The 13760-nt window shown below is 45.5% G+C and carries 14 protein-coding genes and 1 pseudogene; 4 read left to right on the top strand and 11 right to left on the bottom strand.

Annotated elements, in window-relative coordinates:
* Window positions 1-38: 38 nt before the first annotated feature.
* The 3 genes and pseudogenes from AC0YNT_RS20360 to AC0YNT_RS20370 form a co-directional block, all read right to left on the bottom strand.
* A pseudogene (locus tag AC0YNT_RS20360) lies at window positions 39-272 on the bottom strand (NUDIX hydrolase); the annotation flags it as partial.
* Between the two features lie 6 nt (window positions 273-278).
* Complete coding sequence (locus AC0YNT_RS20365) at window positions 279-854, bottom strand: histidine phosphatase family protein (protein ID WP_475806276.1); 576 nt, start codon at window positions 852-854, stop codon at window positions 279-281.
* Window positions 838-1407 (bottom strand): nucleotidyltransferase family protein, encoded by a 570-nt coding sequence (locus AC0YNT_RS20370; protein WP_475806277.1) that lies wholly within the window; start codon window positions 1405-1407, stop codon window positions 838-840. Before AC0YNT_RS20370 ends, AC0YNT_RS20365 begins: the two co-directional genes overlap by 17 nt.
* Before the next feature lie 146 nt (window positions 1408-1553).
* Here AC0YNT_RS20370 and AC0YNT_RS20375 point away from each other — a divergent pair, with 146 nt between their 5' ends.
* Entirely contained in the window at window positions 1554-2057 is a 504-nt protein-coding gene (locus AC0YNT_RS20375) for a Crp/Fnr family transcriptional regulator (protein ID WP_475806278.1), read from the top strand.
* 11 nt (window positions 2058-2068) lie between these two features.
* Here the strand turns inward: AC0YNT_RS20375 and hmpA are convergent, their stop codons facing one another.
* The 3 genes from hmpA to AC0YNT_RS20390 form a co-directional block, all read right to left on the bottom strand.
* Window positions 2069-3319 carry an NO-inducible flavohemoprotein gene (hmpA, locus tag AC0YNT_RS20380; RefSeq protein ID WP_475806279.1) on the bottom strand — a complete coding sequence of 417 codons (1251 nt, stop codon included), beginning with the start codon at window positions 3317-3319 and terminating at the stop codon, window positions 2069-2071.
* A gap of 340 nt (window positions 3320-3659) precedes the next feature.
* Window positions 3660-3956 (bottom strand): hypothetical protein, encoded by a 297-nt coding sequence (locus tag AC0YNT_RS20385; protein ID WP_475806280.1) that lies wholly within the window; start codon window positions 3954-3956, stop codon window positions 3660-3662.
* A gap of 33 nt (window positions 3957-3989) precedes the next feature.
* Window positions 3990-4442 carry a GNAT family N-acetyltransferase gene (locus AC0YNT_RS20390; RefSeq protein WP_475806281.1) on the bottom strand — a complete coding sequence of 151 codons (453 nt, stop codon included), beginning with the start codon at window positions 4440-4442 and terminating at the stop codon, window positions 3990-3992.
* Between the two features lie 110 nt (window positions 4443-4552).
* Here AC0YNT_RS20390 and AC0YNT_RS20395 point away from each other — a divergent pair, with 110 nt between their 5' ends.
* Both AC0YNT_RS20395 and AC0YNT_RS20400 read left to right on the top strand, forming a co-directional pair.
* Complete coding sequence (locus tag AC0YNT_RS20395; RefSeq protein WP_475806282.1) at window positions 4553-5149, top strand: YdeI/OmpD-associated family protein; 597 nt, start codon at window positions 4553-4555, stop codon at window positions 5147-5149.
* Window positions 5150-5215: 66 nt separating this feature from the next.
* Window positions 5216-6010 (top strand): Nif3-like dinuclear metal center hexameric protein, encoded by a 795-nt coding sequence (locus AC0YNT_RS20400; RefSeq protein ID WP_475806283.1) that lies wholly within the window; start codon window positions 5216-5218, stop codon window positions 6008-6010.
* 56 nt (window positions 6011-6066) lie between these two features.
* On the opposite strand, the gene AC0YNT_RS20405 is transcribed toward AC0YNT_RS20400, so the two are convergent.
* Window positions 6067-6489 carry a universal stress protein gene (locus tag AC0YNT_RS20405; protein ID WP_475806284.1) on the bottom strand — a complete coding sequence of 141 codons (423 nt, stop codon included), beginning with the start codon at window positions 6487-6489 and terminating at the stop codon, window positions 6067-6069.
* Between the two features lie 213 nt (window positions 6490-6702).
* On the opposite strand from AC0YNT_RS20405, the gene AC0YNT_RS20410 reads away from it, so the two are divergent.
* Window positions 6703-7170, top strand: a complete 468-nt coding sequence (locus AC0YNT_RS20410; RefSeq protein ID WP_475806285.1) for a GyrI-like domain-containing protein — start codon at window positions 6703-6705, stop codon at window positions 7168-7170.
* Window positions 7171-7243: 73 nt separating this feature from the next.
* Here AC0YNT_RS20410 and AC0YNT_RS20415 read toward each other — a convergent pair whose 3' ends face one another.
* The 4 genes from AC0YNT_RS20415 to AC0YNT_RS20430 form a co-directional block, all read right to left on the bottom strand.
* Complete coding sequence (locus AC0YNT_RS20415) at window positions 7244-8857, bottom strand: DUF3502 domain-containing protein (RefSeq protein WP_475806286.1); 1614 nt, start codon at window positions 8855-8857, stop codon at window positions 7244-7246.
* Window positions 8858-8930: 73 nt separating this feature from the next.
* Window positions 8931-9845, bottom strand: coding sequence for a carbohydrate ABC transporter permease (locus AC0YNT_RS20420; RefSeq protein WP_475806287.1), 915 nt, complete (start codon window positions 9843-9845; stop codon window positions 8931-8933).
* Window positions 9846-9856: 11 nt separating this feature from the next.
* Window positions 9857-10822, bottom strand: coding sequence for an ABC transporter permease (locus AC0YNT_RS20425; protein ID WP_475806288.1), 966 nt, complete (start codon window positions 10820-10822; stop codon window positions 9857-9859).
* 122 nt (window positions 10823-10944) lie between these two features.
* Window positions 10945-13695: a beta-galactosidase gene (locus tag AC0YNT_RS20430; RefSeq protein ID WP_475806289.1), complete on the bottom strand. Its 2751-nt coding sequence runs from the start codon at window positions 13693-13695 to the stop codon at window positions 10945-10947.
* Window positions 13696-13760 lie beyond the last annotated feature (65 nt).

A 13760-nucleotide genomic window follows, 5' to 3' on the forward strand; every position in this document is an offset into this window, starting at 1 on the left:
ACATATTATTAAGATTTTTGATAGAGTATGACTTCGATTTACAAACCAATCATACTCTTCAACCCTTTGTAGCTTCCGGCTTCAGGAAACCCGTCTTGGACAAGCTGCTCAAAGGTATCGGAGAAGCCGTATTCAATGAGTTCAGTGATCGAAACAAATGCTACATCGTTAATCGGATTCTGGTCAAATTCATTCGACGGAAGACGCAGCTCCCCACCAACCTTCTCGAGTAAAAAAGTAATGTGCAGTAACGATGGTGAAGCATCGGGTTTAACTATTCATGACTTCCAAATCAGTTCTACATGATGAAGTGCGAACCCATTAAAGCTGAGCTTATAAATATCCGGCATGTTCAGCTGTTTCCAAAATTCGAAACCATATTTACTATTAAGAGCGTTCATGATTAACACCATGATGTTGCCATGTGTACCAATCGCAATTTTCTGACCTTGATGTTGCTGTAAAATCTTCTCGAGAGCTTGTACACCTCTTTGCTGCGCAGCAAGGTTCGACTCACCGCCCGGCCAAGAGAAGGATTCTTCCTCCCATACTTTCGTAATGGCATGATTGAAGTCCTCTAGGTGCTCATCGGATAATAACCGTTCTCTAAATCCTTCTTCAATATGTATCGCTAGACCGTTACGAACCGCTAAAGGCTCTACCGTCTGGACCGCCCGTTTATACGGACTGGAGATTATCGTTGTGATCTGTTCATCCTTCAAAAGATCCGCAGCTTGTAGAGCTGCCTCTTCACCTGATGAAGATAAAGGACGGTTAAGTTCATCAGTTGAATAAATGGAATGTGCATGCCTCACGAGGTAAATCTGCGTCTCCAGGTTATCGAATGATTTCAACCTTCCACCACCTGCTCTTCCAGTTTTTCTTCACAAGACGGTCTTCGTAGCGTTTCATCAATTCCGGTGATTCTGCAAAATGAGGTGTTGGACGGACAGCATAATGCAGCAAATCTTCGATCCCCCAAGGTGCAGATAAAATAACCTTGTTCTGTTCATCCAAGGTTAGACCTAGTGCGGTAACAATCTCCGGGAACTTGGACATCGCATCTACAGATGAAGAGTAAGGTGGAATATCGTTGATAAGATGCATTCTCGCCTCATTTTTCACCGACCAAGGGACAGCCGGCATCATGTTTCTTAATTGCTGTTCGTACTGCTTCTCCACGGCTTCATCCTGATCGGAAAGATCGTAGTAAATCAAGTCAACATCCGCCAAAGGAGACCACTCCGTATAACCGTGCAGATAATCCCATACCTTCGACCTTACAAAGCCTGCACAAACCCACCAATCGGGCAGGTTAAGTGACTTTGCTGTATGTAAAACAGACATCATCCACTCATCCTCCATCACGAGTTGAATAATGTCCTGTTCCGTTTCCAGCTTTCGCATCATGCTCCTCCTTATCGAACATAGGTTCTTTATTAGGATACAATAACTGGAAGGCAATGCAACATCAAATTGCAAACTATCGTATAATGAAGACAAAAAAGCGAAGCCCCGGTCATTCGGGCTTCACGTGTATTTATGGAGGCTCAATGATTTTACATAAAGGCGAGACGTTATTCCTGCAAGGGGAGTCAGGACCACTCTTCCATCTGCGAAGCGGACTGCTCAAAATTGTTCGTATCCACCCGGACGGCTCACAAATTCTCGTGAACATCATCGTTCCGGATGAAATCATTCCGCATCATTCTCTTATTAGTCCCAACCCTTATTTCGGTACCGCGACTGCCCTTGTGACCTGCGAAGTCGATATGATCCCTGCCGCTGCATGGTATCAAGAGCTGGAGCAGCATCCCGACAGATATCGCTCCATTGCCTTACAGCTACAGGATAAGCTACGCATGATGCAGCAGCGGATCGACCAATTGACCTCGATTGCACCCGGTGACAAGCTTCGAAAGCTGCAAGCCTGGTTTGATCATTACATCTCACCAGCCGTGCTGACCGATGTTCTGACTCAAGATGAGATCGGTCAGTTTATTGGCATGCGTCGAGAGACGATAAACCGGCTGCTTCGTGCCCAGAAAGAAGGCTGATTGGACAATTCCTATTGCTGAGGCACAGCCGCTTGCTCTGAAGGTTGATCAAGGCTGCCGGACGGACCAAAGAATTCATAATGAATATGCTCTGCAGGAACATTCCACTCAAGAAGCAGTCGGTTAATATGAGCCATAAAAGGAACCGGTCCGCAGAAGTAGAAGACAGCGTCTTTATTCGGAATCACTTTTTGCAGCCATGACAAGTCGATATAGCCTTCCTTGTCAAAGGCATGCAGCTCTCTGTCATTAGCCGTCGGTTTCTCATAGCACCAATGTACGGATACACCTGACATTCGGCTTACAGTCTCCTCGACCTGCTGTTTCATCGCATGGAATTCGCTATTCAACGCAGCGTGTATAAAGGTAACTTGGCGGCTGGCTTTAGTATCCGCAAGCGTATTAAGCATGCTGACCATTGGCGTTAAGCCTACTCCCCCGCTGATCAAGACAACTGGACGTGTATCTTCAAGATCAAGCGTGAAATCTCCAGCAGGTGCTGACAACCAAAGCACCTCGCCTTCCTTCACTTGTTCATGCAGATACACCGAGACCACTCCGGCAGGCTTGCTTGGCAATGTATCTTCCCGTTTTACCGATATCCGGTAATAAGGTTTACCTGGCGCATCCGACAGACTATATTGACGGATGTGGGTATTTTTTGCACCCGGAATATCCATTTTCACGCTGACATACTGCCCTGGCTTAAATGAGGCAATAGAACCACCGTCTTGCGGAACAAGATAGAAGGAAGTAATAACATTGCTTTCCTGTATTTTGCGTTCCACGCGGAATGCACGATAACCTGCCCAGCCTCCTTGCTGCTGCTCGGCTTCTTGGTACATCCCCGCTTCCACACTAATGAATACACTAGCGATTACGCCATAAGCTTCTGCCCATGCACCAAGAATTTCATCCGTTGCGGCATCACCAAGCACCTCTTTAATGGCTTGAAGAAGATTTTGCCCGACAATCGGGTATTGGTCTGCCGTAATGCCAAGACTGCGGTGTTTATGTGCGATCTGCTTTACAGCTGGAAGGATTGTCTCAAGCTTGTCTATATATAGGGCTGCAGCGTAAACCGCATTCGCAAGCGCCGCCTGCTGTTTACCTTGTCTTTGATTCGCATGATTAAATACATTCATAAGCTCGGGATGATTCGTAAACAATAATTGATAAAACCGTTTCGTAATCGCCACTCCGTGAACCTCAAGTACCGGTACTGTCGATTTTATAATGGAGATCGTTTTTTCACTTAGCATGAAGCTCTCCTCGCTTTCTTCAACCTGATATGTTAAAAGTATAGCGAATTGCGGTGCCTCCCTGGTGTGATTGTAATCACATCAAATAGCAACGATCTGTGAAGTTCAACGGTTATTGGACTATATTGCTGTCCTTATCCAGTCCAATGATGTCCATTGGCGCGATGACCGGCTCATCATAGTACGTGAACCACAAGGTTAATCCGCTGTCAGTTGTAATGATTTTTGCCGATTGTTCCTTTGATCCATCCGGTTTTTGGGTGATAACCCGGGTAATATCAGGATTTGTAATTACTCCGTAGAAGAAATTTAGGGGAATGTCTTCAATATTATTAGCACTTCAGGAAAGACCGTTCTCAGGATTGAGGTTATCATAATCTAATGAAAGCACCATCCACTTATGAGTTTTGGGCTCATTCTTGATAAACCCCACATCCAGTCCCTCGCCATCACGATAAAAAACAAGAAATCCAGCTTGCACGACCTCAACATGTACAACTTCCTCATAATGAACATTGGCCTCAGCTAAGCTGTGCTTGATGTCATCGATTAATAGAGTAGCCGCCCCTTCATTATTGGAGCAGCCATTCAGCAGAATGAAAGAGAAAACAAGGAAAGATACAATGATGACTCTCACTCTATAAACCCCCAGATAATCTTAGACTGATGATTAACCCTCATTGGAAGGCTTCGCTACAAACCCGGTCTTAATCCCTTTCACAAAACCAGCCTTCTCATAAAAGGTAAGCGTTCCTTCCTGCCTCGAGCTCGTTAGGAGCATAACCTTGTAGCAATCATGCCCCCATGCAATGGCTAAAGCTTCATTTAGTACATCAGTTCCAAACCCCCTCCTGCGGAAGTCAGGGTGTGTAACTACATTTTCAATTAGACCGTACGGTCTAGCTCCTCTAGTTAAGTTCGGAATAAGGATCAGGACACAAGCTGCCGCTATTCTTCCCTCTTCTTCCACAACCAGATAGTGCATGTTTCGGTCCTGCTGGATTTGTTCCCATAGCTCCTGCACTTCCGCTGCTTGAAGCGCTGGGTCATCTTGATTCAGATGCTGATATAAGTCCAGCAGCTCCTGCAGCTCACCTTTTTGCATGGCTCTAACATGGCTCATCTTTTATACCCTCTTTCGTAATCTTATTTTATAGGAAAAGTTTGTAAACTCAAGATTTATTCCAACTATTAGCCAAGTGCTATAATGTTATAGAAAAAGGCATAAAGGAGATGACCACACTGAGCAAAATAGAACTGCCTGTTCTCTTCTTCCCGGATCAATCGGCTTTCGAAGAGTGGCTTGCAAGTCATCATGATCAATCGCCCGGCATATGGCTGCAGATTTCTAAAAAGAATGCGGCCCGTCCATCCGTTACTTACCATGAGGCTCTCGATGTTTCTTTGTGCTACGGGTGGATCGACAGCCATAAAAAAACGTTCCACGAAGAAAGCTGGATTCAACGATTTTCTCCTAGAGGGCCGAAGAGTATATGGTCCAAGGTCAATAAAGATAAAGCCGAAAGCCTAATTGCTGCTGGCAAAATGCAGCCAAGCGGCTTCAAATCCATTGAAACAGCCAAACAAAATGGACTATGGGATAAAGCGTATGAATCGCAGTCTAATGCGACCATTCCAGAAGATTTCGCCATTGCGTTAGCACGTAATGAGAAAGCACAGCAGTTTTTTGATACATTGGACAAGCAGAATAGGTATGCCATTCTATTCCGAATTCATAACGTTAAGAAGCAAGAGACTCGGGTGAAAAAAATTCATCAATTCATTGAAATGCTCGAGAAGGGTGAAAAAATCTACCCAAGCAGCAAATAGACGCCTTTATCTGAAGGCGCCTTTTTATACCCCACAACCAGTTCTCAGAAGGAAAGGATCTCGTTTATGCCACTAACAATTCAGAACGTTATTGATGAATTGCGCTCATCGGTTCCTACTATTAACAACACTGTTGATATTCTAATGGCCGGCCAGCCCGATACAGAAGTGCGCGGCATTGCTGTTTCTTTTATGCCAACTCAGCAAGTCATAGAGGAAGCCATTACAAAGGGAGCTAATCTCCTCATTACTCATGAGCCTCTTTCCTATAGCCATCGTCATGATGACAAGCTTGTAGAGAATGACCAGGTTTTCTTGAAAAAGCAGCAGGTGATCGAGGACAGTGGAATGGCGATCTTCCGTTATCATGATTATTGCCATCAGAAGCAGCCCGATATCATCATGACTGGATTGCTTGAAGCACTGGAATGGGAGGCGAATCTAGTTGAAATGCTGCCTATTGCAGCTGTTCTCCAGTTTTCGTCTATGACAGTAAGCGACGTTGCAACACATGTCAAACAAAAGTTGGGCATGCCCTTCCTGCGTATTACCGGTGACTTCTCAACTCCATGCAAACGTGCAGGTATTTTGGTTGGTTATCGTGGAGGAGCTTCCACGGCAATTCCATTGATGCGCGAGCATAATCTCGACCTGCTTATCGTTGGCGAAGGACCTGAATGGGAGACACCGGAATATATCCGGGATGCAGCCCATCAAGGCGCTAACAAAGCTCTGCTCACCCTCGGTCACGCCGAGAGCGAAGAACCTGGTATGCGTGCTTTAAGCGAGGAACTGCGGCAAAAGTATCCGGATGTACCTGTTACGTTTATTCCGACCAGTCCTATATTCCAAATTATTTAATGAATTTATTCAAGCAAAAAAGCTGCCCTTGGGCAGCTTTTCTATAAATCGATTATTTATTTTACAAGCAAGACTGGGCAATGGGAATGCTGAGATACGGCGTGACTGACACTGCCGAGCAGAATTTCGGACATAAGTCCGACACCACGGCTACCCATGACGATCAGGTCACATCCTCTTTCCTGCGCTGTCCGACAGATCAATATTGCTGGATCTCCATCCGCTCTTAGCAAATTATAGCTAACGCCTGAATCCTTCAGCTTATTAGCCGCCTCAGCAAGAACTGCGTTCTCTTCATCATCCAGTGTTTGGCCTAAATCAAAATAGATAAAAGGCTCGCTTATCGCAACACGTCCCGTTACATGAATAACGGACAACGAAATCTGTGAGCCAATCGCCTTCACTAATCGAATAGCTTGATCAAGTGCTTTACTCGCCTGCTCCGATCCGTCAACGGGAACTAGTAAATGATTATACATAACAACAAATGCCTCCTTCAAAATATACTCTTTACCATTTTGATACCCACTTCTGCGCTGCTTCAAACATCAATGACACCCTTAGCATACTCTTCTTAAAAATTAACGTCAACGTTAACGTAAATATAGATATTCAAAAATCTTCTTTACAAGCGAACGTGTATTCGTTATTCTATTTATGGGTAATTTTCCCATAGACTAGGAGGAGCTGCAGTGAAAACCTATGAAGTCGACAAGATCCAACAAGGCGAGATCAAGTTGGTTGGTTTTTCAATCACTGAAAGTCTAAATCATGTTCTGGAATCACGGATTGTTGGCGTGTTACGTGAAGACCTCGCCAAACGGACAGATGAGATAGAAAATGCGAATGGATCCGGGATTTATCTCCTTCAAATTTATAATCAAGATGGTCAATGGACTCATAATACGCCTTATCAGCATGTGATTGCTCTTGAAGTAAGCTCCCATGGAAAAATCCCTGCCGACATGATTACTTATACATTGCCAGCTGGACGATTTATCAAAATCGTACATACAGGCGCTGAATCCGACATTGGATCAACTTATGAATACATTAATAACACGTTTGGCGTCAGACCCATTGATATTGAATATTGGAAGGATATTCACTCACTAGAAAATGCAGATAGCCAAATTGATATTTATATCCCGTCTAAGTAACAGCTATCTATTTTAATAGTAAAAAGCCAGGATCAGACGTTAGACGTCTAATCCTGGCTCTCTTCCTTACCTATTAGCCTTGACTTTCGATAAGTTGTTTGTAAGCATCCATTTGTTTTTGCAGCTCAGCAAGAACTTTGTCATAGCCAGCTGTTTTCAGCTTACTGCGGAATTGTTCAACTGCTTTAACTGGATCGCCTGCTTTACCATAGGCAATAGCTGGACCCATCTCGCCTGTAACTTGTGTAATCGCCGTCAGCTCAGCTTCAACCGGCGTTTTGTCGAATACGAATTGACCATAAGGGTATGGTTTTTTGATACCATCGTATTCTGCATACAGTGTTTCTTCAAGTTGATCCCATACCGTTACGCTTGGAATTTCGAACTTGTCAACACGGCCGCCCCAGAAGTCTGCATAGAAGCCGTCTTTAGTCTCGTCATAGCCTGCTGGCTGTTGACGTTTGCCATCTACAACTTCATATTGAACGCCTTCGATACCGTAGTTGAGCAGGTGGTAAATTTGTTCATCGTTACGGATCAGGTCATAAGCCATCAGAGCACGCTCTGGGTTTTTGGATTTTGCACCAACAGAAGTACCGCCGTGAGTGATAGACAGTTCAGTCAGGTTATTACCGCCTTGACGAGCAAATGGGAACATCTGCAGCTCAGAACCTGGTTGGTCTTTATCCATTTGGACACGGAGACCGCCAAACGTTTGCGTGTGATGCTGGTCCATACCGGTCAGGCCTGCACGAAGTGAAGCACGGGTATCATTTTTGTTATTCAGTACGTCTTCACGCCAGAAGCCTTTGTCGGCCCATTCTTTCATCATTGTTGCATATTTTACCATTGTATCTTCGAAGACAGGGCTATTGATTGTATATTTCTCATCAAACGATTTGGCCGTGAATACCGGCAGGTAACCTGTCGAGATTGGCAGCTCAAGGTTATTTGTGTAAGAAGTATCAAATCCACCAAATGTACTTGTTCCTGAAACAGCGTCCCAAGGGATTACATCAGGCATGTTGTCTTTGATGTATTGCAGGTATTTGCCAATGCCATCCCAATCTTTAATTGGCTCTGTGATGCCTGCTGCTTTCGCCCAGTCACCGCGGTAGAAGAAGCCATGGTTAACCCATTGTGTATAATCATTTTCAGGGATGAGGACGATTTTGCCGTTGTATTTGCTTTCTGCCCAATCTTCTGCTGGGATTGAGTTAAAGGTTTGAGGTGCATATTTAGGAAGCAGATCATCCAGGTTCATGAAGGCGCCACGTTGCGCGTTACCCCACGTATCAAGCCAGTCTGTACCGATTGTGATCAGGTCAATAGCTTCACCGGAAGCAAGCGCAAGGTTGTATTTCGTTTGCCAGTCTGTCCATTCAATCCATTTCCATTCCAATTCTGCATTGATTTTTTCTTTCATGATTTTGTTGACTTCAGCAAGTACCTTTTCGAACTGTCCGTTTGTCGGCTTGTTACCAAGCACCATATAGGTGATTTTAACGAACTTAGAAGTATCAACTGCAGCATCGCCGCCAGTGTTTGTTGATGCTTCTGTGTTTGTGCTGTTACTTGGTTTAGCTGTGTCTGCTGGTTTATTCTCTTTGTTGTTATTACCAGAGCAGGCTGCCAAGCTGGAAGCCATCAAGATAGACAGCAAAATTGCAGAACTTTTCTTAAACATGCACGTCTCCCCTTTGTTTTTCAATATCGGGCTTTGCCCGTTATGTGAAGAGGCCTCTTGGGCCTTCGGCACATTAGCCTTTAACAGCGCCAACCGTAATACCTTTAATGAAGTAACGCTGTACGAACGGATAGAACAGGATAACTGGACCTGTTGCAACAACGGCTGTTGCCATTTTCATGGACTCAAGCGGCACATCCCGAAGCGAGACATTGGAGGCTGCAGCAGAGTTACGAACAAAATCGGCACTGGTAACTACGTTATATAAGAACAGCTGAAGTGGGCGGTAATCCATATTAGGTGATAGGAACAGCATCGAGTTATACCATTCATTCCAGTAACCTAGCGCGATAAACAAACCAATGGTTGCGAGCGCTGGTGTTGTCATCGGAAGAATGAGGCGGATGAAGATTGTAAAATCCCCTGCTCCGTCGATCTTTGCTGATTCCGTAATCGCATGCGGGATCGAGCGTACGAAGCTCTTCATCATAATGATTAGGAACGGACTGAGAAGTCCTGGCAGCAGTACCGCCATGTAATTATCCTTCAGGCTTAGATATTGCGTAACAAGCAGGTAGAAAGGAACAAGTCCGCCAGAGAACAAGGTTGTGAAGTAGATAAAGAACGAGATTCCATTCCGGTAACCAAAGTCCGGACGTTGCAGCGCATAGCCAGTCATCGCTACGAGGAACAAGCCAATTGCTGTACCTACTACGGTTATAAGGATCGTTACGACATAAGAACCTACGATGATATCGGGATTCTCAAATACGATTTTGTAAGCAAAGGTACTAAATTCCTTCGGCCAGAAGTTAAAGCCAAATTTCTTGATAGCCGACTCCGTGGTGAACGATGTTCCCAGTATGAGAAGGAACGGCAGCAAACAGCAAAGCGCAAAGATGGAAATCACGATATAGCCAAACGCTCTAACAATGACTTCGCTCGCATCTGTCCGAATGCTTCTGGATTCTGCAATATTTTCTTCCATTAAAGCACCCCCTAGAATAACGAGTTTTCTGGTGACGTCTTCTTAACTAGCCAGTTGGCCGTTATAACAATAACGAAGCCAAACACCGATTGATATAAGCTGACTGCACTACCAATAGAGAAGTTGAAGTTTGTCATAAGTGAACGGAATACATAAGTTTCAATAATATCAGTCGATGCGTATAATGCCGTATTGTTTGCTCCAACCAAGTTGTAGAACAAACCGAAGTTCCCTTTCATAATGCCGCCAAGCGAGAAGAGCAGCAAGATAATGAAAGTTGGCTTAAGCCATGGAATAACGATGTAAATAATTCGTTGGAAAGCGTTTGCACCATCGATTTCAGAAGCCTCAATAATCTCACTATCAAGACCCATAATGGCAGCGAAGTATACGATAGAGCCATAACCTGTTGTCTGCCAAAGGTAGGTAATTACGATAATGAACGGCCATACATGAGTATTGGAGTAAACCTTCACTGGATCCATGCCGATAGATGCAAGGATATGGTTCAGCAAACCGTAATCATAGCTGAGAATGTTGTAAGCAATCAGACCAATCAGTACGGCTGAGATAAAATGCGGCAGGAACAATAAGGTTTGAGCTACTTTCTTAAACCATTTACGGCGCAGCTCGTTAAGCAGGATAGCTACGAATATTTGCAGCACATTCCCAAGCAGGATAAAGGCAAGGTTATAAGCTACGGTATTAAAGGTCAACCGCCACAAATCGCCGTTCATAACGAGGAAGCGGAAGTTGTCAAAGGCAACAAACGGGCTTTTGAATATCCCATCCGCATAATTGTACTGAATGAAGGCGAGGTACACGCCTGGCATCGGCAGATATGCGAAGACGATGAAAAATGCAATTGCCGGTAAACACATTAGGAGCAGTGTTTTATTGTTCCAAAATCGTTTCATCCTGCCGGAGCTTTCCTTAATCGGCTTAGCCTGGACAGCTGGTTGTAAAACCTTTTCCATTTGAGTCCCTCCTCAAAAGAATTTCCACATGCTTTTCGTGGAAATTCTTACTTCGTAAGCATCATCCAAAGAATTGCTACACTTTTTTGTAGCGATTCTTACATCTTAAGCATTAATTCTGACTACACCGGTTGAAGCGTTATCGCTTCCAGCTTGCAAGGTCCAGCTTGATCGACTGCTTCCAAAAAGATTGCAATCTCGCCTTCCTTCTTATCGAACCATACACCTGGCAGATATACAGAATGCGGATCGCCTCCGGTTAAGACTGGCCGTCCCTCCTCAGAAGGTGTCCAAATACGTCCAACAAGATGTCCTTCGAAAAACACGGTCAGCTTAAGGCCTGAGCCTGAAACATTTGCATGCCAGCCGGCACCGTTCTCTGAATTCGATACCGCTCCGTACAGCCAAGCCGTTTGACCCGGCTCTAGTTGCAGCGGCAGCTCGACCTCAAGTCCCTGCGTCCGTGCTGCTTCAGCATGTGCCAGAAGCTCTGGCTCTTCTGCTCCACTGATGGTCCAATTCGATGCTTGGATACCTTCGTACATGATCGCTCTTCTTCCTGGAGGAAGACCGATAACTCTCTCAAGGAATATCGCTAGTTCCGCCGTCTGTCCAGCCGTTAGGTACGGTGACAGATCAAGATAAGGATCAAACGGATTGACATCCCCTGCGAATGTACCGTCTACATAAACCTGAGCCGTCGATTGCATTCCTTCAAAATAAAGCGTCCAGCTGTTTGCTTCGTCTCCCGGAATAAAGCTCTTCCGGTAATATTCAAATGCCGGATGATCTGGTGATAACCAGCCGCCTAAGTTCACAACAGGCCATAACTTCCGATCGGTTTCGGCCGTGAGCTCCTCTCGCAGGATGCGATCCGTGGCCCGGTACACACTCCAATTGCGGCTGAGATCATGCTGCTTCGTTACAAGCGACATTCCTGTAAGCCCTTTCATTGCATGGAGCCGTAAGCCTGGCAATCTGGAATCATCAAAGTTCGAGTGGCCCCATATCTCAGTCCGTGCAAGCACCTTTCCTTGCTCCAGCCCTCCCGTTAATGGAAGGTAACTGCTGCTGCCGCCCGGTACGATCGTCCCTAGGTAGGTACCATCCGCATAAAGCGATAGGACATCACTGCCGTTCTTAATGAGTACTCCTAGCACTTCGTTCTCACTATGAGGTGGAACCAACGCTTCATACCATGCGTAACCTCTATAGATCCCTTTTTGCTCCAAGTATGAAGCATGCTCACTAGACTGCCGGGCCTCTGTAGATGTCATTGGCTCTGCTGCATCAAAGCTGCTAAGCAGCCAGTTTTTAACGGCTTGCTCTTCCTTCACCAGATTGTTCTCCAGTGAATCAAGGATTGTTAATCCTTCTTCATCCATTTCAACCATATAAAGCGCTTTAGATCTATCTTGTATGACTACCGTCAGAAGACTTCCTGTATGATCTTTCACGCGGCATACCGCATCCGTTTCACCATTGAAGCTGATAATTAGTCGGCCATCCTGCTGCTCAACCAAACAACCTTCTGCTTCAAACTCAGCTGCCTCAATACTTAACTGAATTTGTCCTGTACCCTCTGTATGGAATGCTAGACTCAGCTTACCTGCAGCAGATTTTGCGAAGTACAGTTCGGCCGTCGATTGCTCAAGCGTCCCTTCCATTCCCCAGCTTGTGAGCGGAAGCTGCAACGGTAATGCAAGTGATCGTCCACCATGTAAGGTAAAGGTGCCATCACCAAGAGAAATCTCTTTATCCTGGTCATCCAGATTGGTGAAGAACAACAACTTTCCGCCGTCCTTCAGTTCCAGTGCATAAGGGCCAGCGATGTTTTCTTGAAGATCACCAACTGCTCCAACTGCTTTTGCCTCAGCCAGCTTTATGCCATAAGTCTCAATCAATCGGCCAAGCAGCCGTCCCTCATATGCTTCGGCCCGAATATGTCCTTCCGGCGAAATCATTCCTCCGAAGTCATAATCGGATGTCATGAAAGCAAGCGGCTTACCCCAGTTATTCGTCGCATTCGTGAATCCGAAGTCCGTGCCTGATACCTGAAGATAAGGACCAAGAAGCTTGGCACCACATCCCATCAAGCGGCGAAGCAGGTAATGTGCTCTGTTCGTCTCCGTAACGAGCAGCGGATACCCAAGCTCCTCCATGATTCCTCCGTAATGAAGAACTTTCTGCTCGAATTCAGGATCTCGGTTATCCGGGTAAAAGTTGCAGGTTGGAGCAACGCCATCGGCAATTCCAGCTGCCTGCAGCAAACCTCCTTGACCAGCACATGCGAACAGCGGAACTGTAATGCCATGGCTTAGGGTCAAATCACGTAAGGCGCCGATATAACCTTTTGGATCCTTGCAATCGTAGAAGTCCAGCTCATTATCGAGTTGAACCGCTATAACGGTTCCGCCTTCGCCGGCTTGATAAGCCTTTAGAAGAGGTATAATGCGGTCGAACCAAGCGGCTACTCGACTGAGAAACACCGGATCATTCTGGCGAATCTCAATTCCTTGAGCTTGCAGGTACGCTGGCAGTGCGCCGCCATCCCACTCCGAGCAAATGTATGGTCCCGGTCTAGCGATTACCCAAAGTCCTGCGTCGCTTGCAGCGGACAAGAAAGCTTCAACATCCCGCTCTTCTGCGAAATCCCATTCGCCTTCTCTCAGCTCGTGGTAGTTCCATGGAAAATATACATCGATACTGTTATAGCCATAAGCCTTCAACTGTTCCATTCTTTCCTTCCAAAGCAACCTTGGAATTCGGAAATAAAAGAGCGATGCGCTAAGCAAGAACTTTGGCTCTCCATGTATGCGTACTGCACTAGCTTCGAATTGAACAGCCGATATTGCCTGTGTATCTAAGCTCATGAGATAACCCCCGATCTATTGCTATGTATCCCGTTTCATGAAACCCGTTTCATTTTTGGTTAAAA

This window comes from Paenibacillus sp. J22R56 (assembly GCF_056269375.1).

Bases quoted from the DNA above. Each gene is read 5' to 3' on its own strand.
- AC0YNT_RS20370 (WP_475806277.1), bottom strand. From the start codon at position 1,407: ATGCGAAAGCTGGAAACGGAACAGGACATTATTCAACTCGTGATGGAG.
- AC0YNT_RS20375 (WP_475806278.1), top strand. From the start codon at position 1,554: ATGATTTTACATAAAGGCGAGACGTTATTCCTGCAAGGGGAGTCAGGA.
- hmpA (WP_475806279.1), bottom strand. From the start codon at position 3,319: ATGCTAAGTGAAAAAACGATCTCCATTATAAAATCGACAGTACCGGTA.
- AC0YNT_RS20390 (WP_475806281.1), bottom strand. From the start codon at position 4,442: ATGAGCCATGTTAGAGCCATGCAAAAAGGTGAGCTGCAGGAGCTGCTG.
- AC0YNT_RS20395 (WP_475806282.1), top strand. From the start codon at position 4,553: ATGACCACACTGAGCAAAATAGAACTGCCTGTTCTCTTCTTCCCGGAT.
- AC0YNT_RS20400 (WP_475806283.1), top strand. From the start codon at position 5,216: ATGCCACTAACAATTCAGAACGTTATTGATGAATTGCGCTCATCGGTT.
- AC0YNT_RS20405 (WP_475806284.1), bottom strand. From the start codon at position 6,489: ATGTATAATCATTTACTAGTTCCCGTTGACGGATCGGAGCAGGCGAGT.
- AC0YNT_RS20415 (WP_475806286.1), bottom strand. From the start codon at position 8,857: ATGTTTAAGAAAAGTTCTGCAATTTTGCTGTCTATCTTGATGGCTTCC.
- AC0YNT_RS20420 (WP_475806287.1), bottom strand. From the start codon at position 9,845: ATGGAAGAAAATATTGCAGAATCCAGAAGCATTCGGACAGATGCGAGC.
- AC0YNT_RS20425 (WP_475806288.1), bottom strand. From the start codon at position 10,822: ATGGAAAAGGTTTTACAACCAGCTGTCCAGGCTAAGCCGATTAAGGAA.
- AC0YNT_RS20430 (WP_475806289.1), bottom strand. From the start codon at position 13,695: ATGAGCTTAGATACACAGGCAATATCGGCTGTTCAATTCGAAGCTAGT.